Consider the following 23,007-nt stretch of genomic DNA (forward strand, 5'->3'; position numbering starts at 1 on the left):
ACCTAATAAAATGATAAAAATATGTCTGTAGCTAAGAAGCAATATAAACGTGTTACCGTAAAATCTTTGGTAGAAATGAAAGCAAATGGAGAAAAAATATCCATGTTAACTGCTTACGATTTTACAATGGCAAAAATTTTAGATGGTTCTGGAATCGATGTTTTACTTGTAGGAGATTCTGCATCTAACGTTATGGCGGGTCACGAAACAACATTGCCAATTACTTTAGATCAAATGATTTATCATGCAAGTTCTGTAGTTAGAGCAATAGAACGTTGTTTGGTTGTGGTAGATTTACCTTTTGGTAGTTATCAATCTGACCCAAAAGAAGCACTACGTTCTGCTATTAGAATTATGAAAGAATCTGGCGGACATTCTATAAAATTAGAAGGTGGTAAAGAGGTTAAAGAATCTATAAAAAGAATATTAAATGCTGGTATTCCGGTAATGGGGCACTTGGGTTTAACACCACAATCTATCTATAAATTTGGTACGTATACCGTAAGAGCAAAAGAAGAAGAAGAAGCAGAAAAATTAATGGAAGATGCATTAATGTTAGAGAGAATTGGTTGTTTTGCATTGGTTCTAGAAAAAGTACCGGCTTCTTTAGCTAAAAAAGTAGCAGATGCATTAACAATTCCGGTAATTGGTATTGGTGCTGGTAATGGCGTAGACGGTCAAGTTTTGGTTACGCATGATATGATTGGAATGACACATGAATTTAACCCTCGTTTTTTACGTAGATATTTAGATTTATACAAAGACATGACAGGTGCTTTCGAGAATTATATTTCTGATGTTAAAAGCGGAGATTTCCCAAGCGAAAAAGAACAATACTAATAAAAATTATAACTTATAATTTAATATTAAGGCAGAAATCTAGAGACATTTTTTAGATTTCTGCCTTTATTTTTATCCAATAAATTAAAGTAAAAAACATGAAAATTTTACATTTAGATTCTAACCATCCATTGTTAATAAATCAATTAAATGCTTTAGGTTTTTCTAATGATGAAGATTATACTTCTTCAAAAAAACTGTCGAAGAAAAAATTCATTTGTATGATGGTTTTATCATTAGAAGTCGTTTTTCTATTGATAAAGCATTCTTAGATAAAGCCAAAAATTTAAAATTTATTGGTAGAGTTGGCGCTGGTTTAGAAAATATAGATTGTGATTATGCCGAAAGCAAAGGAATAACTCTAATTGCTGCACCAGAAGGCAATAGAAATGCTGTAGGCGAACATTCTTTAGCAATGCTACTTTCGTTGTTTAACAAGCTAAATAAAGCCGATAAAGAGGTTAGAAACGGCAAATGGCTTCGAGAAGATAATAGAGGCATAGAATTAGACGGTAGAACAGTAGGTTTAATTGGTTATGGTAACATGGGAAAATCTTTTGCTAAAAAATTACGCGGTTTTGATGTAGAAGTACTTTGTTATGATTTAAAACCAAATGTTGGCGACAAAAACTGCAAGCAAGTTTCTTTAAAAGAATTGCAAGAAAAAGCAGATGTTTTAAGTTTACATACACCACAAACACCTTTAACTAAAAATATGATTAATGCAGCGTTTATAAATAATTTTAAAAAGAATTTTTGGTTGATAAATACCGCACGTGGAACATCTGTAGTTACTAAAGATTTGGTTGAAGCTCTAAAATTTGGTAAAATTTTAGGCGCAGGTTTGGATGTTTTAGAATACGAAAAATCATCTTTCGAAAACCTATTTTCAGATAATAAAATGCCAGAAGCTTTCGAATATTTAATAAATTCTGATAGAGTTATCTTATCACCTCATGTTGCCGGATGGACAATTGAAAGCAAAGAAAGATTAGCTCAAACTATTGTAAATAAAATTAAATCTAAATTTTGTTAACTTGTTAGCACTAAATTTATACAAATGCAATACAAGGCAAATTCACCGAAGATTATATAAATCAGGTTCCGAAAGAGCGACAAGAAACGCTTAAAAAACTGCGTAAAACTATCAAAGAAAATCTACCAAAAGGATTTGAAGAAGGTATTCAATACAATTTTATTAGCTTTTATGTACCACATTCAATTTATCCAAACGGTTATCATTGCAATCCAAAAGAACCATTGCCTTTTATGAGTTTTGCATCACAAAAAAACTCTATAAATTTATATCATAGCGGTATTTATGCAGATGAAAAATTGAAGAATTGGTTTGTAAATGAATATCCAAAACATTGCAAAAGAAAATTAGATATGGGTAAAAGTTGTATCCGATTCAAAAAAATAGAAGAAATTCCGTTTGAGTTAATTGCAGCATTGTGTAAAAAAGTAACTGTAGAAGATTGGATTTCTTTGTATGAATCTTCAATTAATAACAAATAGATGAAAAAAGGAAAAGTAATAGGAATTGGTGGTGTATTTTTTAAATCTGATAATCCACAAAATGCAAAAGATTGGTATCAAAAACATTTAGGTTTTAATACAGACGATTGGGGTGCTACTTTTTGGTGGAAAGATAAAGACGGTAAAGACGCTACCACACAATGGAGTCCTTTTAGCAGCGATACAGATTATTTTGAACCTTCTAAAAAAGACTTTATGTTTAATTATAGGGTAGAAAATTTAGTTGAATTATTAGCACAACTAAAAGAAGAAGGTGTAACTGTTGTTGGTGAAATTCAGGAATTTGAATATGGTAAATTTGGATGGATTTTAGACAACGAAAATAATAAAATAGAACTTTGGGAGCCAGTAGATGAAGCTTTTAAATAGATAAAACACTGATAAACAAATAATTAATAAAATATGAATAAAGATTTGACACCAAATAAAAGTGTAAAAAACACTGATAAAAATGCTTTAGAAAATATAAAACAACAAACAAAAGAGCTTAAAAATGAGGTAAAAGATAAAGCAACAGAGTTAAAAGAAGAATCTAAAGAAGCTTTTGAAACAGTAAAAGAAAAAATGAATGAAACTTTTTCTGAAGAAAATATTGACAAAGTAAAAGATAAGTTAGATGAATATACAGATGATGCTAAAGAAGCTTTAGAAGATGTCTCTGAAAAAGCCTCTGAAATAGCAAGTGATGCAGTAGAAAATTTAGCAGATTTAGCAGAAGATGCTAAAGAAGGAATAGAAGAAGCTACAACTAAAACAAAAGGATTTTTTAAACGATTATTCGGAAAATAAAAACATGAAATTATTATCTAATTATCCTGCAGAAATTTTAATTCTTTTCTTTTTAATAATTACTTATGTACAATCTAGCATAGATAAAATAACAGACTGGAAAGGAAATATTGCATTTATAAAAGATCATTTTAAAAACTCTCCATTAAAAAATTACGTTCCGGTTTTACTTGCTGTAGTTTTAGTTGTAGAAATTTTCGCATCAATATTAATGATTATTGGAGTTTATGAAATTTACACATCAGAAGCCAAAGAAATTGCTTTGTTAGGAATTGAGCTCTCTGCGATTACTTTACTTTTTTATTAGTTGGTCAACGTCTTGCAAAAGATTATGCAGGAGCGATGTCTTTAACCGTCTATTTTATCTTAACAGTAATTGGTGTTTATCTTCTAAATAATTAAAAACTATTAAATGTAAATTTAAAATAATTAAAAACTATTAAAAAAGGTCTTAAAACTTGCGTTTTAAGACCTTTTTTAATTATTAGATAGTATTTATACATTTAAGCAATTAAAATACAATTAAAACCTTTAAAAATCTGTTTTTAGTAGTTTTTAAGAACATAAATCAGTGAGGAATACTCAGAAGTTGATCTTGCTTTAAAATTTGATACAAAACCAACGTAACTTGCTTTTAAAGGGTTCGATTTACCTGATTTGTATTTTTCGCTTAATAACGAAACATAATAACTATCAAATTTCATAGGTAAAGTATTTTCTACTATCATTTCTACTTCAGAAAATAATTTATGAATAGAACATTGACTAAAATGCCAAAGATGTCTTGGTACATCATAAGCAGCCCAATATTCTTTATAATACTTTGCATCGTAACTTTTATAATTAGGTACAGCAACCACTACCCTACCATTTGGCTTTAATAATTTTTTTAAAGTTTTAATAGTTTTCTTTAAACTCTCTACATGTTCTAAAACATGCCAAAGAGTAATAACATCAAATTTCTTATTTGAAATTTCAAACAAATCACTTTCTAAAAAGATACCTTTAGTTTCAGCAATTTTTTTAGCATCTAAACTTGGTTCTATTCCAAAAGTTTCCCAACTATTATTTTTACAAACTTTTAAAAAATCTCCTGTTCCTGCACCAACATCTAAAACAGATTTAGTTTCTGTTTTAAAAGAATTAAGTAAACTTAACTTTTGTTTTAAAGTATGGTTTTTTACTTTTTGATAAACTTTATCGAACAGTGATTTTTTACTATCTGTATGTGAAATGTAGTTTTCACTTTTATAGTAGTTTTCTAAATCTGCTGGCACAGGAGACGTAACCAGCATTTCATAATCTTGGTTCTGCATTACTTCAAAAGTATCACCAGAAACAGTATAATCTTTACAATTTAAAAGAGGGATTAAATTTGTATAGAGTTCTTTTTCATTCTCCATATTACTCAATTTTTAAATTTGTTCCACGAGGAACATTTGCAATTTTTCTTTTTTTATCTTCCCATATAAACCAAAAGCACAGAAATATCACTAGGTGATACACCGCTAATTCTACTTGCTTGCGAAATAGATACTGGTTTAATTTTATTTAATTTTTCTCTAGCTTCAAAAGAAAGAGATTTTACTTTTTCATATTTAAAATTAGAAGGTATTACAACATTTTCTAACCTATTTAATTTATCTGCATTGTTCTTTTCTTTATCAATATATCCCGAATATTTTAAATGAATTTCAGCTTGCTCTATCACATCTTGTTGAATGTTATTTACAATTATAAAATCATTTAATTTTTTTATAGATTTAAAATCATCAAAAGACAATTGAGGTCTTGCAGCAATTTTAAACAATTTCATAGATTGATTCACTAATGCTAAATTTTTAGCCTCTAAAATAGGATTTACCTCTTCTTGTTTTACACTAGTTTTATGCAAAAACTGAATCAACATTTCTGTCTTTTCTTGCTTTTCTAAAACACGATCCATACGTTCTTTAGATGCTAAACCAATTTCAAAACCTCTTGGTGTTAATCTTAGATCTGCATTATCTTGTCTTAACAAAGTTCTATATTCTGCACGAGAAGTAAACATTCTATATGGTTCTTCTGTACCCTTAGTGATTAAATCATCAATTAAAACACCAATATAAGCTTCATTCCTTTTTAAAATAAAAGGTTCTTTATCTTGTACTTTTAAAGCAGCATTTACACCAGCCATTAGACCTTGCGAAGCAGCTTCTTCATAACCAGTTGTTCCGTTAATTTGACCAGCAAAATATAAGTTCTCTATTAACTTTGTTTCTAAAGTATGTGTTAATTGTGTAGGCGGAAAATAATCATACTCTATCGCATAACCATATCTTAAAAACTTTACGTTTTCAAAACCATCTATAGAACGTATTGCTTTATCTTGAATATCTTCTCGGCAAAGAAGTAGAAAAACCATTAACATACATTTCTACCGTAGACCAACCTTCTGGTTCAACAAAAATTTGATGTCTATCTTTTGTTGCAAAACGATCTATTTTATCTTCTATCGAAGGACAATATCTCGGACCCGTAGATTGTATTCTACCATTAAACATTGGCGAACGATCAAAACCTTCACGAAGTAAATCATGAACATCAAGATTTGTATAAGTTAACCAACAAGAACGTTGTTTTTGTAATGCATTTGTGGTTGGCAAATAAGAAAACTTTTCTGTAATTTCATCACCAGGTTGTTCTAACATTTTAGAATAATCTAAAGACCTTCCATCAACTCTTGGCGGAGTTCCAGTTTTCATTCTTCCAGCTTCAAAACCTTTCGCAACCAAATCTTCTGTAATTCCTTTTGACGCTCCTTCACCTGCTCTACCACCACCAAAACTTTTATCACCAATATGAATCAATCCGTTTAAAAAAGTACCAGCCGTAACAATAACAGTTTTAGATTTTATCTCTAAACCTAAAGCGGTTTTTACACCAACAATTTTATCACCATAAAACAATAAACCATTTACAGAATCTTGATAAAAATCTAAATTATCTGTTTGCTCTAGCATCGTTCTCCAACATTCTGCAAATTGCATTCTATCAGATTGTGCTCTTGGACTCCACATTGCAGGTCCTTTAGATTTATTAAGCATTTTAAATTGTATTGCTGTTTTATCAGTCACAATTCCGCTATAACCACCTAACGCATCAATCTCTCTTACTATCTGTCCTTTTGCAATACCACCCATTGCAGGATTACAACTCATTTGCGCAATATTTTGCAAATTCATTGTAATTAACAATGTGTGTGCACCCATATTTGCGCTCGCAGCTGCTGCTTCACTTCCTGCGTGACCACCACCAACTACTATAACATCAAATGTTGTTGAAAATAAACTCATTTTTTATAGTTCCACGTGAAACGTGTAAATTAACTTATTGATTTTTAATATTTTAACTCTTTTAAAGCAAGGTTTTCTTGTAAAGTCATCTCATTTTGATCAGCTTCAGTTTTATCTTTATAACCAATGTAATGTAAAACGCCGTGAATAATTACTCTATGCAATTCTTCAGTAAATGAAACTTTAAAATCTTTGGCGTTATCCTCTACCCTTTCAATAGAAATATATATATCACCATTTATAAGTTTACCAAGTGAATTATCGAAACTAATAATATCTGTAAGTGTATCGTGTTGTAAAAATTGAACATTTAATTTATGAAGATAATTATCATCACAAAAAATATAATTAATTTCACCTAACTCACAGTTATGTTTATCAATAATAGTTTGAATCCAATTTTCTGTTGAACTCTCATTATCTAATTTAAAATTGGTTTCGTAATTAAACGTAATCATTTTGCTTTATTCTTAGGTAGAGAAAAATATTCTCTAACCTTTAATTTATAATTTAGTTGCAAAGGTAATGATTGTCTGTTTAATATTTCTATTTGATTGTAAAACTGCTTTTTAAATTCTAAAGCTTTAATAGTATTACGTTTATTAAGTAAATTATTAGTATTAGATTTACGCTTACTATCTTTTCCTTGTTCTAAAGCTGCTTTATCTAATTTTAATAATTCGTAATTAAGGCGCTGCATTTTCTGAACTGTACCAGCTTTAAAACCTTTTTCTAATATTTCGTTTTCTAACTGCTCCATAGTTTTTAAAACCTTTTTTGCATTAGAATTGTTTCCGAACCTGATTCACCAGATTCTTTTATAGCATCTTGAAGCTGTTGTCTAAGTTGGGTTTGTTCTTTATAAATTTCATAAAGTTCTCCATCTAAATCATAGTTATCAGAATTACCTTGTCCATTATTTTTTCCATTTCCACCCTCACTATTTCCTTCACCATTACCTTTTTTATTTCCTTTTCCGTCTTTACCGTCTTTTCCATCTTTTCCAGATTGACCTTTTTCTCCTTTTTGATTTCCTGGTTTCTTACCTTCTTTACCACCCATTTTACTTTCTCCGGGTTTCGATCCTTTTTTCATTCCTTGCTGCATCTTCTCTGAAAGTTCACCCTGTTTTTTAATGATATCAGGTAAACTGAATCCATTACCTTTACCCTTTCCTTTTCCTTTACCCATTTTCATTGAAGCATTTTTCATACTATTTAACATATTACTTAAGTAATCTGCTAAATTATTTGTAGCTGTCATGACATAACGTTGATTAGAAACACCGTTATTAAACCTATTTTCTGAAAAATTTTCTAAAGACTGTTCTAAATTATAATGTGCAGATGATAAGTCGTCTTGTATTTTAGCCGAAATTTTAGGAAGACGCATAGAAAGTACATATAAACTATCATCTATATGTTCAAAATAAGTTCTTATGTCATTTTGCTTTTTTAAATCTTTACCAAAATCTGGATGTGTAGTAGAAATCTCACTAAACTTATTCATTAAATTTTCTTGTTTGAAAGAAAAAGTGACTAAATTTTCTAAAATTTTACGAAGATCATCCATATTTTCTTCTATGGATTCTCCTTCCATCTCCATCATCGCTTGCTGCATTTTAGAACTCATTTCTTTCATCTTAGCAGCACTTTTTTCTGAGAATCTTTAGCAGATTTTTGATCTTTTTTTGGATATCTTCTTCAGACTTTTTTAAAGTTGAATCTATAGCCTCTTTTTCATCCTCAACATCCGGCAATTCCATTGGCTCTTTTAATTTTTCATTGTCCTTAGCCAATTCATCTAATTCTTCTTTTAATTCGTTAAACTCTTTGTTAATTTGTTTTTGGGAATTTAAATCTAATGAATCTTGCTTTACTAAATCTTCCTGTTTTTTTGATAATTGATCTAACTTATTAGCAATTTGCATGGTTTTTTGCTCAACGTAAAAACGCTTTGTTAATTCTAACATACGTTCTAAACTTCTTTGTTGTTGTTTATTTTGTTGTGCTAATTGTTTAGCCTTTTTAACCAAGTCTTCTTTGTTTAACTTTTCTGCAAGTTTTGCAATTTCATCTAAGAGTTTTTGTTGCTTATCGGTTTTCTTTAATTCTTCGATGCGCTTTTTTAATTCTTCTTTTTTATTCTGTAAATCTTCAGATTGTTCTTTCTTTTCATCTAAATTTTCTTGCAACATATCAGTTTGACGTTGCATCATATTTTTATATTGTTCTTGTCTTTTTATAAAACTCTCAACCTTCTTTTTATCATTCCAACCTAACTTTTTCTTATTCTGAAGTTGTTCTTTTATTTGATCTAAGTCTTTCTGTTGCTTTTGTTGTTTCTGAATAGAGTTTTCTAAACTATTAATTGTATTACGTTGTTCTTGCAAAAGCTCCTCTTCTACTTCATCATTTGTTTTTTGACGATATTTAAAAACTTTAGTACGCGCTTTCTTACTTCCGTTTACAGCATCATTATCAAAAACTTCAAAAAATAATTCATAATTGATACCTTTTTGTAAGTTTAAATTATTTGGAAATTCATAAAAAAAAGTTTGAACATTTGTACTAGAAATTTTTAGTTGATCTGTTTTAATCGCTTCAGGATTATTTTCATCATAATAAATTAATTGCAATTTCTTTAAACCATAATCGTCAGAAATCTGACCAGCAAAAAAAGCAGTACCTCTAGAAATGGAATCGATATTTGTTTTCACTTCAATTTCTGGTAATTCATCTTTTATAACATTTACAGAAAACTGTAAATTTTCATAATCTTGTAAATTAGCATTAGAAGAAGAAATTTCATAATTAACAGTATTTCTTATTCTTTTAGAAAATGTAAAATTATCTTGTCCTTCGTTTTTAAATTTTTCCCTTTTGTTATTATTGATAAAAAAACTTGGTTAGTATTTACTGCAGTAACTAACCAATTAATCTTTGTGCCTTCTGGTACAATTAAATTACCGTAATTATTTATAACTTCATTTTTTTGCCTGTGTAAAAAGGATATTTTAATTCTAAACTTATATTGTTAATAACTGGAGTTTTTACAATGTCTATTTTATAATTATTCGATAAAACTCCGTTGGATTCTAAATAGAAATCAACAGGATTTAAAACATCAGAAAAAGTGTAAGAAAAAGTACCATTATTGTTATTGTTAAGAAAATATTGCTCGTTATTAAAATGAATTTTTACTTCGGATGGATAAACTTCACCAATCGTTTTTACATCTATTGTAATAGAATTTCCTTGAATTACTTTTAAAGAAGTATTGGTAATATCAAAATAAAATGGTGCTGGCGGCGTATATGCAGTTCTATGGTTTACAACTCTATCTAAACTTTCAGAAAAAATTTGTTTATTATCTGTAAATAAGATAGTTACAAAAATTAAAATAGGGAAAATAGCATATTTTAAATACTTTTTATTCTGAGTAAAATCAATTGCTTTAACAAAAGGAATCGGTTGTAAATCATTAGATTTTTGATTGATACTTGCCAATAATAATTCTGATTGTAAAGACGATTCTTGTAACTGAATTACATTTAACAGTTTGTCTTTTACATCCGGAAAATGATTGCCAATTATTGCTGATGATTCTTTTAAAGAAATCCCTTTTCGTAGACCAAATAATTTAAAAATTGGAATAGCAATAAACTTAATTAATAGAAATAATTCTACTAAAATAAAAAGCCAAAACAAAAATGTTCTTGCCGTTGGTTTTAACCATAAAAAATACTCTAAAAAAAGAGTAAAAAAGAAATATAAACATCCTAAAGAAAGAAATAAAATTACTCCTTTAATTAATTCGTTTACGTAATATTTTCTTGTAAACTGATGTAGCTTTTGCTCAATTATTTTAAATGCGCTCATAATCAACTAATAAAAATAGTATTTTTGATAGGATTTACAATGAAATTAAATGTTAAAAGCTTTTTGTAAGTTTTTAAAAAAGTTTGCAACTAAATTTAAATAAAAAAAAGATCATGAAAAATAGCCTTAAAATAGTATTTTTTATAGCAAGTTTATCAGCATTTTCTCAAAGTCCGTGGACAAAAGAAAAGAAAAATTTGTTTCTAAATCTATCTTACACTTCTATAGCAAATTACAACGAATTATTTGGCGATCCAGATTATAAAACCGAGAAAAATATTACAGATAAAACGTATCAAATTTACGGTGAATATGGGTTAACAAATAAAACAGTATTTGTTTTTAATATCCCTTTAAAATCTATAAAAACAGAAGATACTAACAATTTAATATCTAGCTTAGATTCCGGTTCTAAAACTGCTTTTGGTAATATATCTTTGGGTTTAAAACATCAATTTTATAATAAAAATTGGGTTATTTACGGGCAATTGGTTACAGAATTAAATACAAGTTCTTTTGATGAAAATACAAAAATTAGAACTGGCTACGATGCTTTTACCTTTACACCTCAATTGCTAATTGGTAAAAGTTTTGGTAAAACATTTTTACAAACACAAATTGGTGCAGATATAAGAACAAACGATTACAGTAACAATTTTAAAATTGGTGGAGAATTTGGTGGTAAAATATCAAAAAATATTTGGTTAATTGGCTTTGTAGATATTGTAAAGAATTTAGATAATGGTGTATACAAACCAGGTGAAATTAATCCGCAAACATTAACACCAAGAAATGGTTTGTATGTAACAGATCAAGAATATGGTGCTTACGGATTAAAAGGAATTTTACAGTTGTGCGATTTAGGTATTACAACAAGTTTTGGTAATGCTTTTTTGGTAATAATGTTCCTAAAAAAACAGCTTTTTCAATCGGAATTTTTAATACATTTTAAGCCAAATTATTATTAAATAATACAGACTTTAGAAAATAATATTCTAAAGTCTTTTTTTGTCTCTAATTTCTATTTTCTCTTTTAAAAACTATCTTTGCAGCATTAAAAAACAGAAAAAAATGGAATCTAATGTTCGTGTGCGTTTTGCACCAAGTCCTACAGGACCTTTACATATTGGTGGTGTAAGAACAGCTTTATATAATTATTTATTTGCAAAAAAATACAACGGTACTTTTGTATTACGTATAGAAGATACAGACCAAACTCGTTACGTTGCAAATGCCGAACAATATATTATAGACGCTTTAGAATGGTGTAATATTCCTTTTGATGAAGGACCAAATAAAAATGAAAAATTTGGACCATACAGACAATCTGAACGTAAAAATCTTTATAAAGAATACGCAGATATTTTAATAAAAACTGGTTGGGCTTATTATGCTTTTGATACATCAGAACAATTAGATGCACATAGAAAAGGACACGAAGCAGAAGGAAAAACGTTTATTTACAATTGGCATAATAGAGAAAAAGGCAAATTGGTAAATTCTTTGGTATTAACTGATGATGAAGTGCAAGCAAAAATAAATGCTGGCGAAAATTATGTAATCCGTTTTAAAACTCCGCAAGACGAACTTTTAAGAATGGAAGACGAAATTCGTGGAAATATTAAAATTGATACCAATACTTTAGATGATAAAATTTTATTTAAAGGAGATGGTATGCCAACTTATCATTTAGCAAATATTGTTGATGATCATTTAATGGAAATTACGCATGTAATTCGTGGTGAAGAGTGGTTACCGTCTATGCCATTGCACGTTTTATTATATAAAGCATTTGGTTGGGAAGCACCAAAATTTGCTCATTTACCATTAATTTTAAAACCAGTTGGTAAAGGTAAATTAAGTAAAAGAGACGGTGATAAATTAGGATTTCCTGTATTTCCGTTAGAATATACCAACGAAAAAACTGGTGATGTTTCACGTGGTTATAAAGAAGATGGATATTTTAATGATGCTTTTATAAACATGTTAGCTTTCTTAGGATGGAATCCTGGTACAGAACAAGAAATCTTCTCTTTAGAAGAATTAATTGCAGCTTTCGATTTAAAAAGAGTTAGTAAATCTGGTGCTAAATTTAGTCCGAGATAAAACAAAGTGGTTCAATCAGCAATACATGCAAACAAAGTCTGATACTGAATTAACAGAACTATTTTTACCAATTTTAGCAGATAAGGGAATCACAAAAGACAAAGAATACGTTTTAAAAGTTGTTTCTGCTATTAAAGAAAGAGCTGTTTTTGTAAATGATTTTTGGGATTTATCTAATTTCTTTTTTGAAACACCAACAGAATACGATGCCAAAGCTTCTAAGAAAAACTGGAAAGAAGGAACTGCTGATTTAATGAATGAATTAATTACCGTAATTTCATCAATCGAAGATTTTTCATCAGAAAATACAGAAAAAGAAATAAAAGAATGGATAACTGCGAAAGAAGTTGGTTTTGGTAAAGTTATGCAACCATTAAGATTAAGTTTGGTTGGTAAATTAGCTGGCCCACATTTGTTTGATATTATTGCTATGATTGGTAAAGAAGAAACTTTATTAAGACTTAAAAACGCCATAGAAAAATTATAATTATTACAACTAAATAAAAAGCCTCTCGTTAATTTCGAGAGGTTTTTTTATTTTAAAATGTAACATTATAAACAAATCTGCGTCAAATAATTAAATGCTTAAAAGAAGTATATTTACAATTCAACTATTTATTAACTATTAAAAACCTTGTTATGATATCACCACCATTTATTATTTTTATTGTTATAATCGGATTAATAATTTTTGCATCATTTTTTATTGTAAAACAGCAAAGCGCAGCTATTATAGAACGTTTCGGAAAATTTCAAAGCATAAGACAATCTGGTCTTCAATTTAAAATACCTTTAATAGATAAAGTTTACGGTAAGTTAAGTTTAAAAATTCAGCAGTTAGATGTAATTATAGAAACAAAAACTTTAGATGATGTATTTGTAAAATTAAAAGTTTCTGTACAATACAAAGTTATAAGAGATAAAGTTTATGATGCGTTTTATAAATTAGATTATCCTCACGATCAAATTACTTCTTTTGTTTTTGATGTTGTAAGAGCAGAAGTACCAAAAATGAAATTAGATGACGTTTTTGTTAAAAAAGATGATATTGCAATTGCAGTAAAAAGAGAATTACAAGAATACATGACAGATTATGGTTATGATATTATTAAAACTTTAGTAACAGATATAGATCCAGATGCCCAAGTAAAAGCTGCCATGAATAGAATTAACGCTGCAGATAGAGAAAAAACAGCAGCACAATTTGAAGGAGATGCACAACGTATTTTAATTGTAGAAAGAGCTAAAGCAGAAGCAGAAAGCAAGCGTTTACAAGGACAAGGTATTGCAGACCAAAGAAGAGAAATTGCACGTGGTTTAGAAGAATCTGTAGAAGTTTTAAACAAAGTTGGTATCAACTCGCAAGAAGCATCTGCTTTAATTGTTGTAACACAACATTATGATACTTTACAATCTATAGGACAAGAAACAAATAGTAATTTAATTTTATTACCAAACTCGCCACAAGCAGGTAGCCAAATGCTAAACGATATGGTTGCAAGTTTTACAGCAAGTAACCAAATTGGCGAAGCAATGAAAAATGCTAAAACTAAAAAATTAGAAGAATAATTAATTGTTCTCGATAACAAAACTAAAAAGACAGTAATATAAATTACTGTCTTTTTTTATTAATTTTTTTATTTTTACTAAAAAATATTAATGAAAGCTATTTTTTCATGGTTAAATAAACCGTATTATTTTAATCCTAAACCTCTGTATAAGTTAAAGATAAGTATTTATCATGGTTTATTTATTTTTCTTTTTTTATATATTTTTAGACCTTTTTATCTACACGAATTTGACGAAATTATATTACCATATACCATAGGTATTGGTATTACAGCTTTTGTTGCCACTTTTTTAATTTTATACTTACCAGCACTTATTTTTAAAGATTATTTTAGTGAAGATAATTGGACTATAGGCAGAAATTTATTATTAATGTTTGTTGGTGTAACCTTTATAGGAGTTGCTTTATGGTATTTTGGTGAAATTTATAAAGAACCCTATAACCTAAGAAAAATAAATCTTTTACAATTCTTATCATATACTTTTTTGGTAAGCCTTATACCCTTAATATTTTTTGTATTTCTAAATGAAAAAAATATAAGATTACGAAGAGAAAAAAGGTTAAAGAAATTAGAGAATTAAAAAAAGTACAAGAACTAAATAACACAGAAAAATTAATTAAAGAAGTTAGTATAACATCAGAAAATGGTAAAGAGAAAATTAGTTTTTGTATCGACAATTTAGTGTATGTAACTTCGCAAGGAAATTATGCAAGTTTTTTTATTAAAAAAGATGACAAAATTAATGAGAAAATATTACGAGTTACACTTGCAAAAATTATTGCAAAATTAGAAAAATATCCTACTATTATTAGATGTCATAAAAGTTATATTGTAAACACCAATTATATTACAGATATTTTCGAAATGCAAGAGGTTATTTATTAAAATCTAAGGTTATTGAAATAGATATACCTGTATCTAGAAGTTTTTCTAAGCAATCATTATTAAGATTAATTAGTTAAACGTTCCCATTTATCCCAAAAACCCAATAAATCTTCCTTTTTACAACAAATAAGTTAAAGATATTATAATGAAAACTATATTTGTCTCGAAGAAATTTAGATTAAATATTTGGGGGAATATTTTAATTTGATAACTAAAAAGCTCAACTTGTATTTATACAAATTGAGCTTTATTATTTTGTTAAAAAAGTAATTAATATCTACTTTTTTCTTCTAGTTTTTCTTCTGGATTTTCTTCTTTAGAAGCGTTTTTAAATTCCTTAATTCCGCTACCTAAACCTTTCATTAATTCCGGTATTTTTTTCCACCAAATAATAATAAAACAACTACAAGTATAATTGCAATTTGAGGTCCGCTAACAAATCCAAAAAATAGATAAATTATTCATCATTATATAATTTTATAAGTTACAAAGATACAAAAAAGGTTGTTAAAGCAATCTAATCTGTTTCTGTATTAATTTCTTTTCTCGATAATACCACCAATAACCTTTTTGTCTTTTACAACTTCTGGGTTTCCTTTATAAAATATTGTACCACCAAAACTTACTTTAGCATTTAAAGTTTCGCCAGCATTTATTTCTGCTTTTGCACCTGTACCTGCTTTAACATTAGAGTTACCTGTAGATTTTAAATTAAAACCATGGTAAATACCATACAAATCTAAATCTACTTCTTGGTTTTTAGATGCACCGTAAACTTTAATAATACCGCCGAAGTTGCTCTAATACTTAAATACTTTGTTTTTGTAGTTAAGTTAATAAAACCTCTTTCTTGTGCATTTAAAGATACTTTATCTTGGTTAAAATCTTTACTAGTAATAGTTGCACCTTCATTTACATCAATTAAATCTATATTTTTATTGTAATATAATTTAATAAGTATTTTACCTTCTGCAGAATTATCTGATGGTTTTAAAGAAAAAGGTAAAGAAAGTTTTAATGTATTATTTACATTTTTGATTTTTACAAGATTTGCCTTCTCACCTGTAATTTCTATTTTTTGATTAGAAGCTTTAATCAATTCTAATTCTATACCATTATATACTTTAAGCGTGTTAAAGTCTCCTAGATCTTGTTTAATTGTATTTTGTGCGTATGTTGATAAACCAACAATAAAAGCACATACTAAGATTAAATTTTTCATTTTTATAAGTTTGATATTTAATATAAAACAACAATTATACCATTATAATAAAGGAAAATTATTAAAAATATTATAAATCTATACGTGTTTATTTTACTTTAACAGCTGTACCAGTGATAGAAACCAATAATGTAGACGAGTTTGCAAGCGGTTCTACATCTAATTGTATACCAACAACTGCATTTGCACCTAACTTTGTCGCATTGTCTTTTAAATTCTGAAATGCTTTTTCTTTAATACCTTCTAATGCTAAACTATATTTTTCGTAATATTTAGACATACTAAACATATCTTTAAAAGATAGTTTAGATCCGTTAGCAGAATAACTAGAATCGTAAGCTGTACCGGTTACAATACCTAAATAATCTACTATTTTAAAATTTTCTATGTTGTTTGTAGTTGTTAAAATCATTATAAGTAATCTTCAATTAAATTAAAATCTAAATGTTTACGCTCTAAATCTGTTTTTTTAACTTGTACTTTTACATCATCACCTAATTGATACATGTTTTTTGTAGATTGCCCAACAATAGCATATTGTTTTTCATCAAAAATATAATAATCGCTTTTTATATCTCTAATTCTTACCATTCCTTCGCATTTATTAGTAGAAATTTCTACATAAATACCCCATTCTGTTACACCTGTAATTACACCATCAAAAACTTCATCTTTGTGATCTTGCATGTATTTTACCTGCATGTATTTTATAGAATCTCTTTCTGCTTTTGATGCTAATTCTTCTCTTTTAGAAGAATGTTTACATTTTTCTTCGTACAATTCTGCTTTTGGCGATTTTCCGCCATCTAAATAATGTTGCAGTAATCTATGTGTCATTACATCAGGATAACGTCTTATAGGCGATGTAAAGTGACTGTAATAATCGAAAGCTAAACCATAATGACCAATATTTTGTGTAGTATAAACTGCTTTAGACATCGATCTGATTGCCAAAGTTTCTATCATATTAGATTCTGCTTTACCATTTACATCATTTAATAACTGATTTAAAGTTGCAGATGTACTTTCTTTAGTTTCTGTATTTATCTTGTAACCAAATTTACTAATGATGTTTTGTAAAGAGGCTAATTTTTCTAAATCGGCTCATCATGAACTCTGTAAATAAAGGTATCGTTAGAAGGTTTTCCTTTTTTACGACCAATAAATTCTGCTACTTTTCTGTTTGCTAATAACATAAATTCTTCAATTAATTTATTAGCATCTTTAGATTTTTTAAAGAAAACACCAACTGGGTTTGCTTCTTCATCTAAATTAAACTTCACTTCTACTCTATCAAAAGAAATTGCACCTTGTTTCATTCTCTTTTTACGCAATACTTTTGCTAATTTGTCTAGCTGTAAAGTTGCTTCTACAATTTCTGGTGTAACTTCGTATTCTTTGTCTATGATAGAAGTTTCTAATGGCATTGTATAAGGTTGTACATCATCAGATAATTCGCAATTTTCTATAATAGATTGTGCTTCTTCATAAGCAAAACGTTGGTCTGAATATGTTACAGTTCTACCAAACCACTCACCTACTACTTGTGCTTTTTGATTAATTTCGAAAACTGCAGAAAACGTTAATTTTTCTTCGTGTGGTCTTAAAGAACAAACACCATTACTTAACATTTCGGTAACATTGGCACTACTCTATCTACCAAATAAACAGATGTTGCTCTGTCATAAGCCTCATCATCTAAAATAGTTTTTGGTTGTAAATAATGCGAAACATCTGCAATATGAATTCCTACTTCGTAATTCCCATTTTCTAATTTTACAAAAGACAAAGCATCATCAAAATCTTTAGCATCTTTAGGATCTATGGTAAACGTTAAATCTTTACGCATATCTCTACGTTTAGAAATTTCTTCTTCAGTAATTTCTAACGGTAAACTTTCTGCATCTTCTTCTACTTCTTTTGGAAACTCGTATGGTAAATCATATTCTAGTAAAATAGAATGCATTTCTGTATTATGATCTCCTGGTTTACCTAGTACTTTGGTTATTTTACCAAACGGGTTTTTAGAGTTTTGTGGCCAATCAGAAATTTTAGCTTGTACTTTATCTCCGTGTTCGGCACCATTCATTTTGTTTTCAGAAATAAAAATATCAGCATACATTTTATTACTGTCTGGTAAGACAAAACCAAAGTTTTTACTTTTTTGTAAAACACCAACAAATTCTGTTTTAGCACGTTCTAAAATTTCTACAACATCTGCTTCTAACTTTTTACCGCTTCGTTTTTTGTACACATAAGCTTTTACAATATCGTTGTGTAAACCTTTACCTAAATTTACATTTGGTATAAAAATATCATCTTCATAATCTTCTGTAACAAAGTAACCATTACCGTTAGATGTAATATCTAAAGTACCTACAGAGTATTTTCTATCTGCATTTATTTTAAATTTACCTCTATCTACTTCTACAATTTTTTTTGTTGATGCTAATTCTGCCAACTTTTTAATTACTTGGTTTTTACCATCGGTATCTACAATACTTAATTTTGCAGCAATTTGTTTGTAATTGTAAAACTTATCGCTGTCTTCATTTAAAATTCTGAATATATTTTTAGTTAAATTTTTTACGACTTTACCTTTCTTTTTATATATTTTTTTCTTTTTTTTGTCATTTATACTTCTGTTTTAGCGTTAATTCTTTCTGTTTTTTTGATAAAAATTAACGTACTCTGCAAATTACAATTATAAGTTTAATAAAGCATTAAAAAACTGTTATGAATCTATTTTGTAATTTGGCTTGTTTATAATAATTTATTTATGTCTACTATTGATAAAATCAATACTAATTCTTGGTTTATAATTGCAAACCCAGCTTCGGAAATAAAAATTTTTCTAAAATTTGGAAAAAAATTGAGCAATTACTTAAAAACAAGAATTTAGACTATTCTTTTACTTTTACTCAGTTTTCTAAACACGAAATAGATTTGGTACAAAACGCTATTAAAAAGGGTTATAGAAACATTATATCTGTGGGCGGAGACGGAACATTACATAATGTTGTAAACGGAGTAATGCTGCAAAGGTATGTAAAAACTTCTAATATAACTATTGGCGTATTACCTTTAGGAACTGGCAACGATTGGATTAAAACCTACAAACAAACTAATTCTATAGAAAAAGCTTTAGAAATTATATCAAAAAAAACTACAATTTTACAAGATATTGGTGTTATTACTACTGATAAAAATACTATTTATTATAATAATGTAACCGGTATTGGTTATGACGGATATATTGTTAATAAACTAAAATATCTTAAAAAATTTGGTGCTTTATCTTATTTATTAGCAGGTATTTATGGTTTAATTTTTTATAAAAAAAGTGCATATAAGATACTTATAAACAATAAAGAATTAAAAGAAAAATGTTTAATGGTTGTATGCGGAATTTGTAAATACTCTGGTGGCGGAATGCAGTTTACAAAAGATGTTAATACTACAGATGGCTTATTAGACATAACAATTGCTAAAAACTTAAATTTTTTAGATTTAATAATTAATCTACCTAAACTTTACTCTGGTGCAATTGTAAATCATAAAAAAGTAAATACTTACAAAACATCAAAAATTACGGTAACGCCTATAAATGCTAAACCTTTTATACAAGCAGATGGCGAGTTATTAACTTCGGTAAACTTCAAATTAGCATTATACCTAAAGCAATTAATTTTGTAATTAATTAGTTATCAAGTATAAAAGTTAAAAAAATCTTAATTTTTTTGTAACGAATCTTAAAAAGAAGCGTCTTTATAGAAAGAGACTTTTAAATTAAGATGAAAAATCTACGTAAAATTATCGGCTTATTTCTAATTATTTTTGTTGCAGGCATCTTTGTAACCATTATAACGGTAAACAAATCTCTTAACAAAATAGATCCGCAAGAAAAAAGCGTAGAAATTCAAAAAGACACCACTTACCTACTAAAAGCAGAAAAGAAAACAGTTTAATATTTTTTTCAAAAATTTTCTCTTTCTAATTTCAATTTTTTTTTCGAGTTTTTCACAGTTATAAACATTCTATATTATAATTATTTTTCTTTTATAAAATTTTAAAAAAACTATGATGGTTATAATAGTGTGTGAATAGCTACTATAAATTTTATAATATTTATTTTAATATTTGAGTTATTAAAAAACGTTTACATGTTATTAGTAGTTTAAAAGCTTTAAAATCAATTAAAAAGTAGAGTTATTAACAATAGTTATAAACAGGTTTTAACTAAATATTCTGAATAACTATATTGTATTTCTATGTAAACAAATTGTAAATTTTATGTTGATAAACTTTTATCAAAAACTCATAAAAAAAGTTGCATATGTTAAACTACTCGCTGTATTGTAATAAATATTGAATTCACCAAAAATACTTTTCAGTTTTTCATTGCAACTTCTTAACATTCTATTAAAATGCTAAAAACTTAAAAACTAAAGAGTTATTAAAAAAGCTATTTTTTTGATTGTTTATAACTGTTGATAACCGTTAGTTTCTGTATTTTTGTAGTACACAACTTAATTAAAATCAATTTATTATGACAATTGCAATTGGTAACGATCACGCTGGTACAGAATACAAGTTCGAAATTATAAAACATTTAGAAGAGAAAGGATATAATGTTATTAATTTTGGAACAGATTCTAATGCGTCTATGGATTACCCAGATGCTATTCATCCAACGGCAGAAGCAGTAGAAACTGGTAAAGCTACATTAGGAGTTATTTTATGCGGTTCTCGGTAACGGCGCACAAATGACAGCAAATAAACACCAAGGTATAAGAGCTGCTTTGTGTTGGAACAATGAGTTAGTTGCATTAACAAGACAACATAACGATGCAAATATTCTTACAATTCCGGCACGTTTTGTTTCTTTACAACAAGCTATAGGTTTTGTAGATATTTTTCTTTCTACAGAATTTGAAGGCGGTAGACATGCTAATAGAGTAAGTAAAATTTCTTGTGCAGGATAATCTTTAAAATAAATCACTCAAACTGTTTTAAAATTTAGTTTGAGTGATTTTTTTAATATCTAGTAGTTTATATTAATTATGAATATCAAAGTAAAATCTTTTAACGAATTAACGGTAAACGAATTGTATGCAATTTTACAATTACGATCGGAAGTTTTTGTAGTAGAACAAAATTGTGTGTATCAAGATATAGACTTTAAAGATCAAAAATCTTTACACGTAATTGGTTTTAAAGATGATAAAATTATTGCTTACACACGTGTTTTTAAACCTGGTGATTATTTTAAAAATGCTAGCATTGGTAGAGTAGTAGTAGCAGCTTTAGAAAGAAAACATAGTTACGGGCACGATTTAATGAAAGCTTCTATAAACGTAATTAAAGAAAACTTTAATAGCGATACAATTACCATTTCTGCTCAAAAATATTTACAAAAATTTTATGAATCTCATAATTTTACAAAAGTAGGAGAGGAGTACTTAGAAGATGGTATTCCGCATATAAGAATGGATAGAAATTAGAACTAAAAACGTACTCTAAAACTTAAATTAGGTGTAAAAGGCAACGAGTAATTATCTATTCTTCTCACATTACTTTCTTGCGATTCATCTACAATATAGTAAGAGTCTATGGTGTTTTTTCTATCTGTAATGTTAGTAAAACCAAGTCTAATTGTGGCTTTTATAGCTTCAGAAAATGTAAAATTATAACTTCCAGAAACATCAATTCTAAAAAAATTGTCTAAATTTTCTGTATTAGGGTTATCATAATTTACAATTGTTTTATCACCATTTTGTAAGGTTTCGTTACCATCTACAGGTTTTGTATAAGGCCTACCGGAACGTAAAATTCCGCCAATAGATGCTTTTAAATTTTTGGTGAAATTATAATTAAAAGCAGTACTTAAAGAGTGTGTAATATCTAAGCTATTTGCAAATTTCTTTGGATTAAAAACACCAAATGTGTAGTTATTTTCTGCCAACGTATAACTTAACCAAGTACTAATTGTATTAGTTTGTTTGTTAATTAAAAATTCAATTCCTTTAGTTTTATAATTACCAATAGAACTAAAATTCTGAGTGTTGTTGTAAAAACCTTGATTTGCAGTAGAAATACCGTTAACTACTTTATAAAAACCTGTAATATCTGCGTATAATTTATTTTTGGTATAAGAAATACCAAAAGAAGCTTGTTTGCTTGTTATTATTGGCGTTCTATCATTATCAGATAAAATCCATCTACGTTTTTCGATACCTAAAAAATTATCTTCAAAATCTATTTTTTGAGCTGTTGTTTGATTTTTAAACTCTCCTTCTAACTTTAAAGAATACGTTTCATTTAGTTTTTGTCTTATGTTTATTCTAGGTTCGAAAATAAATTTTTGAAACTTATCAAAATAATTAGCTCTAAAACCAACTCTAGCGTACGTATTGTTTTTCTTATATTCAATTTCTGAATAAAAAGCACTTTTTAACAACACTTCTTTTATTGTTTTAGAAAAAGTTGGTGCGTTAATACTTGTGGTATTTTTTACGCCTATTTCGTTAAAAACAAAACCGTTTGTTAAATAAAAAAATCAGAAAATTCATACACAGTATTTAGTTTTACCGCTGTTTCTAAAACATTGTTAAATTGTGTTTGAAACTGATCTGTATCTTTATTATAATCTGAAGAATTTATCCTATAATCAGAAATAAATGCCGAAAGATTGGTTGTAAATTTAGAGTTCCAGTTGGCTTCCCAATTAATTTTGGCACCTAAATTTTCTTGTTTTAAATTACTGTTTTCTTCAATAGAATTGTTATTGTTTGTGTATTGTTCTAGATAATCTAAATTATTTTTTATGTGAATAAAGT

General features: G+C 27.8%; 19 protein-coding genes and 7 pseudogenes. 14 read left to right on the plus strand and 12 right to left on the minus strand.

Annotated elements, in window-relative coordinates:
* The first annotated feature begins 21 nt into the window (after positions 1-21).
* The 6 genes and pseudogenes from panB (at position 22) to ACZ1HD_RS17830 (ending at position 3,475) form a co-directional block, all read left to right on the plus strand.
* Positions 22-840 carry a 3-methyl-2-oxobutanoate hydroxymethyltransferase gene (gene panB, locus ACZ1HD_RS17805; protein ID WP_079737769.1) on the plus strand — a complete coding sequence of 273 codons (819 nt, stop codon included), beginning with the start codon at positions 22-24 and terminating at the stop codon, positions 838-840.
* A 98-nt stretch (positions 841-938) separates the two neighbouring features.
* Positions 939-1,876, plus strand: a pseudogene (locus ACZ1HD_RS17810) (2-hydroxyacid dehydrogenase).
* Between the two features lie 110 nt (positions 1,877-1,986).
* Positions 1,987-2,358 (plus strand): DUF1801 domain-containing protein, encoded by a 372-nt coding sequence (locus tag ACZ1HD_RS17815; RefSeq protein ID WP_472689407.1) that lies wholly within the window; start codon positions 1,987-1,989, stop codon positions 2,356-2,358.
* A complete protein-coding gene (locus ACZ1HD_RS17820; RefSeq protein ID WP_340931864.1) occupies positions 2,359-2,748 on the plus strand; it encodes a VOC family protein in 390 nt (129 codons plus the stop codon).
* A gap of 33 nt (positions 2,749-2,781) precedes the next feature.
* Positions 2,782-3,168 (plus strand): hypothetical protein, encoded by a 387-nt coding sequence (locus tag ACZ1HD_RS17825; protein WP_472688224.1) that lies wholly within the window; start codon positions 2,782-2,784, stop codon positions 3,166-3,168.
* Positions 3,169-3,172: 4 nt separating this feature from the next.
* Positions 3,173-3,475: a DoxX family protein gene (locus ACZ1HD_RS17830; protein ID WP_472688225.1), complete on the plus strand. Its 303-nt coding sequence runs from the start codon at positions 3,173-3,175 to the stop codon at positions 3,473-3,475.
* A 238-nt stretch (positions 3,476-3,713) separates the two neighbouring features.
* Here ACZ1HD_RS17830 and ACZ1HD_RS17835 read toward each other — a convergent pair whose 3' ends face one another.
* The 7 genes and pseudogenes from ACZ1HD_RS17835 to ACZ1HD_RS17865 form a co-directional block, all read right to left on the minus strand.
* The gene (locus ACZ1HD_RS17835) at positions 3,714-4,571 is read right to left on the minus strand and encodes a class I SAM-dependent methyltransferase (RefSeq protein WP_472688226.1); all 858 of its coding nucleotides are present in this window, start codon (positions 4,569-4,571) and stop codon (positions 3,714-3,716) included.
* A gap of 53 nt (positions 4,572-4,624) precedes the next feature.
* Positions 4,625-6,503: pseudogene (gene mnmG, locus ACZ1HD_RS17840) on the minus strand (tRNA uridine-5-carboxymethylaminomethyl(34) synthesis enzyme MnmG).
* Between the two features lie 44 nt (positions 6,504-6,547).
* The gene (gene ybeY / locus ACZ1HD_RS17845; protein WP_375240299.1) at positions 6,548-6,961 is read right to left on the minus strand and encodes an rRNA maturation RNase YbeY; all 414 of its coding nucleotides are present in this window, start codon (positions 6,959-6,961) and stop codon (positions 6,548-6,550) included.
* Positions 6,958-7,263, minus strand: coding sequence for a hypothetical protein (locus tag ACZ1HD_RS17850; protein WP_472688227.1), 306 nt, complete (start codon positions 7,261-7,263; stop codon positions 6,958-6,960). Before ACZ1HD_RS17850 ends, ybeY begins: the two co-directional genes overlap by 4 nt.
* A gap of 5 nt (positions 7,264-7,268) precedes the next feature.
* Positions 7,269-8,144, minus strand: a complete 876-nt coding sequence (locus tag ACZ1HD_RS17855; RefSeq protein ID WP_472688228.1) for a DUF4175 family protein — start codon at positions 8,142-8,144, stop codon at positions 7,269-7,271.
* Position 8,145: 1 nt separating this feature from the next.
* On the minus strand, positions 8,146-9,222 hold the full coding sequence (locus ACZ1HD_RS17860) for a hypothetical protein (RefSeq protein WP_472688229.1): 1,077 nt from the start codon (positions 9,220-9,222) through the stop codon (positions 8,146-8,148).
* Between the two features lie 259 nt (positions 9,223-9,481).
* Complete coding sequence (locus tag ACZ1HD_RS17865) at positions 9,482-10,384, minus strand: hypothetical protein (RefSeq protein ID WP_472688230.1); 903 nt, start codon at positions 10,382-10,384, stop codon at positions 9,482-9,484.
* Positions 10,385-10,497: 113 nt separating this feature from the next.
* On the opposite strand from ACZ1HD_RS17865, the gene ACZ1HD_RS17870 reads away from it, so the two are divergent.
* From ACZ1HD_RS17870 to ACZ1HD_RS17890, 5 genes and pseudogenes are all read left to right on the plus strand, one after another.
* The gene (locus ACZ1HD_RS17870) at positions 10,498-11,352 is read left to right on the plus strand and encodes a hypothetical protein (protein ID WP_472688231.1); all 855 of its coding nucleotides are present in this window, start codon (positions 10,498-10,500) and stop codon (positions 11,350-11,352) included.
* A 103-nt stretch (positions 11,353-11,455) separates the two neighbouring features.
* Positions 11,456-12,977: pseudogene (gene gltX / locus ACZ1HD_RS17875) on the plus strand (glutamate--tRNA ligase).
* 152 nt (positions 12,978-13,129) lie between these two features.
* Complete coding sequence (locus ACZ1HD_RS17880) at positions 13,130-14,059, plus strand: SPFH domain-containing protein (RefSeq protein ID WP_472688232.1); 930 nt, start codon at positions 13,130-13,132, stop codon at positions 14,057-14,059.
* 90 nt (positions 14,060-14,149) lie between these two features.
* A complete protein-coding gene (locus ACZ1HD_RS17885; RefSeq protein WP_472688233.1) occupies positions 14,150-14,641 on the plus strand; it encodes a hypothetical protein in 492 nt (163 codons plus the stop codon).
* A gap of 101 nt (positions 14,642-14,742) precedes the next feature.
* Positions 14,743-14,946, plus strand: a complete 204-nt coding sequence (locus ACZ1HD_RS17890) for a LytTR family transcriptional regulator DNA-binding domain-containing protein (RefSeq protein WP_472688234.1) — start codon at positions 14,743-14,745, stop codon at positions 14,944-14,946.
* Between the two features lie 270 nt (positions 14,947-15,216).
* Here ACZ1HD_RS17890 and ACZ1HD_RS17895 read toward each other — a convergent pair.
* The 4 genes and pseudogenes from ACZ1HD_RS17895 to rnr all read right to left on the minus strand — a co-directional run bounded on the left by ACZ1HD_RS17895 (position 15,217) and on the right by rnr (position 18,806).
* Positions 15,217-15,404 (minus strand): annotated as a pseudogene (locus tag ACZ1HD_RS17895) (Sec-independent protein translocase subunit TatA/TatB).
* A gap of 75 nt (positions 15,405-15,479) precedes the next feature.
* Positions 15,480-16,168: pseudogene (locus ACZ1HD_RS17900) on the minus strand (head GIN domain-containing protein).
* Between the two features lie 88 nt (positions 16,169-16,256).
* Positions 16,257-16,580 (minus strand): YbjQ family protein, encoded by a 324-nt coding sequence (locus ACZ1HD_RS17905; protein WP_079737783.1) that lies wholly within the window; start codon positions 16,578-16,580, stop codon positions 16,257-16,259.
* A pseudogene (rnr, locus tag ACZ1HD_RS17910) lies at positions 16,580-18,806 on the minus strand (ribonuclease R). Before rnr ends, ACZ1HD_RS17905 begins: the two are co-directional and overlap by 1 nt.
* A 173-nt stretch (positions 18,807-18,979) precedes the next feature.
* On the opposite strand from rnr, the gene ACZ1HD_RS17915 reads away from it, so the two are divergent.
* From ACZ1HD_RS17915 to ACZ1HD_RS17925, 3 genes and pseudogenes are all read left to right on the plus strand, one after another.
* Positions 18,980-19,864, plus strand: coding sequence for a diacylglycerol/lipid kinase family protein (locus ACZ1HD_RS17915; protein WP_472688235.1), 885 nt, complete (start codon positions 18,980-18,982; stop codon positions 19,862-19,864).
* 853 nt (positions 19,865-20,717) lie between these two features.
* Positions 20,718-21,153: pseudogene (gene rpiB, locus ACZ1HD_RS17920) on the plus strand (ribose 5-phosphate isomerase B).
* 78 nt (positions 21,154-21,231) lie between these two features.
* Positions 21,232-21,672 (plus strand): GNAT family N-acetyltransferase, encoded by a 441-nt coding sequence (locus ACZ1HD_RS17925; RefSeq protein WP_472688236.1) that lies wholly within the window; start codon positions 21,232-21,234, stop codon positions 21,670-21,672.
* Between the two features lie 2 nt (positions 21,673-21,674).
* Here ACZ1HD_RS17925 and ACZ1HD_RS17930 read toward each other — a convergent pair whose 3' ends face one another.
* Positions 21,675-22,631 (minus strand): TonB-dependent receptor, encoded by a 957-nt coding sequence (locus ACZ1HD_RS17930; protein WP_472688237.1) that lies wholly within the window; start codon positions 22,629-22,631, stop codon positions 21,675-21,677.
* Between the last annotated feature and the right edge of the window lie 376 nt (positions 22,632-23,007).

The organism is Polaribacter sp. HA6-7 (genome assembly GCF_055693625.1).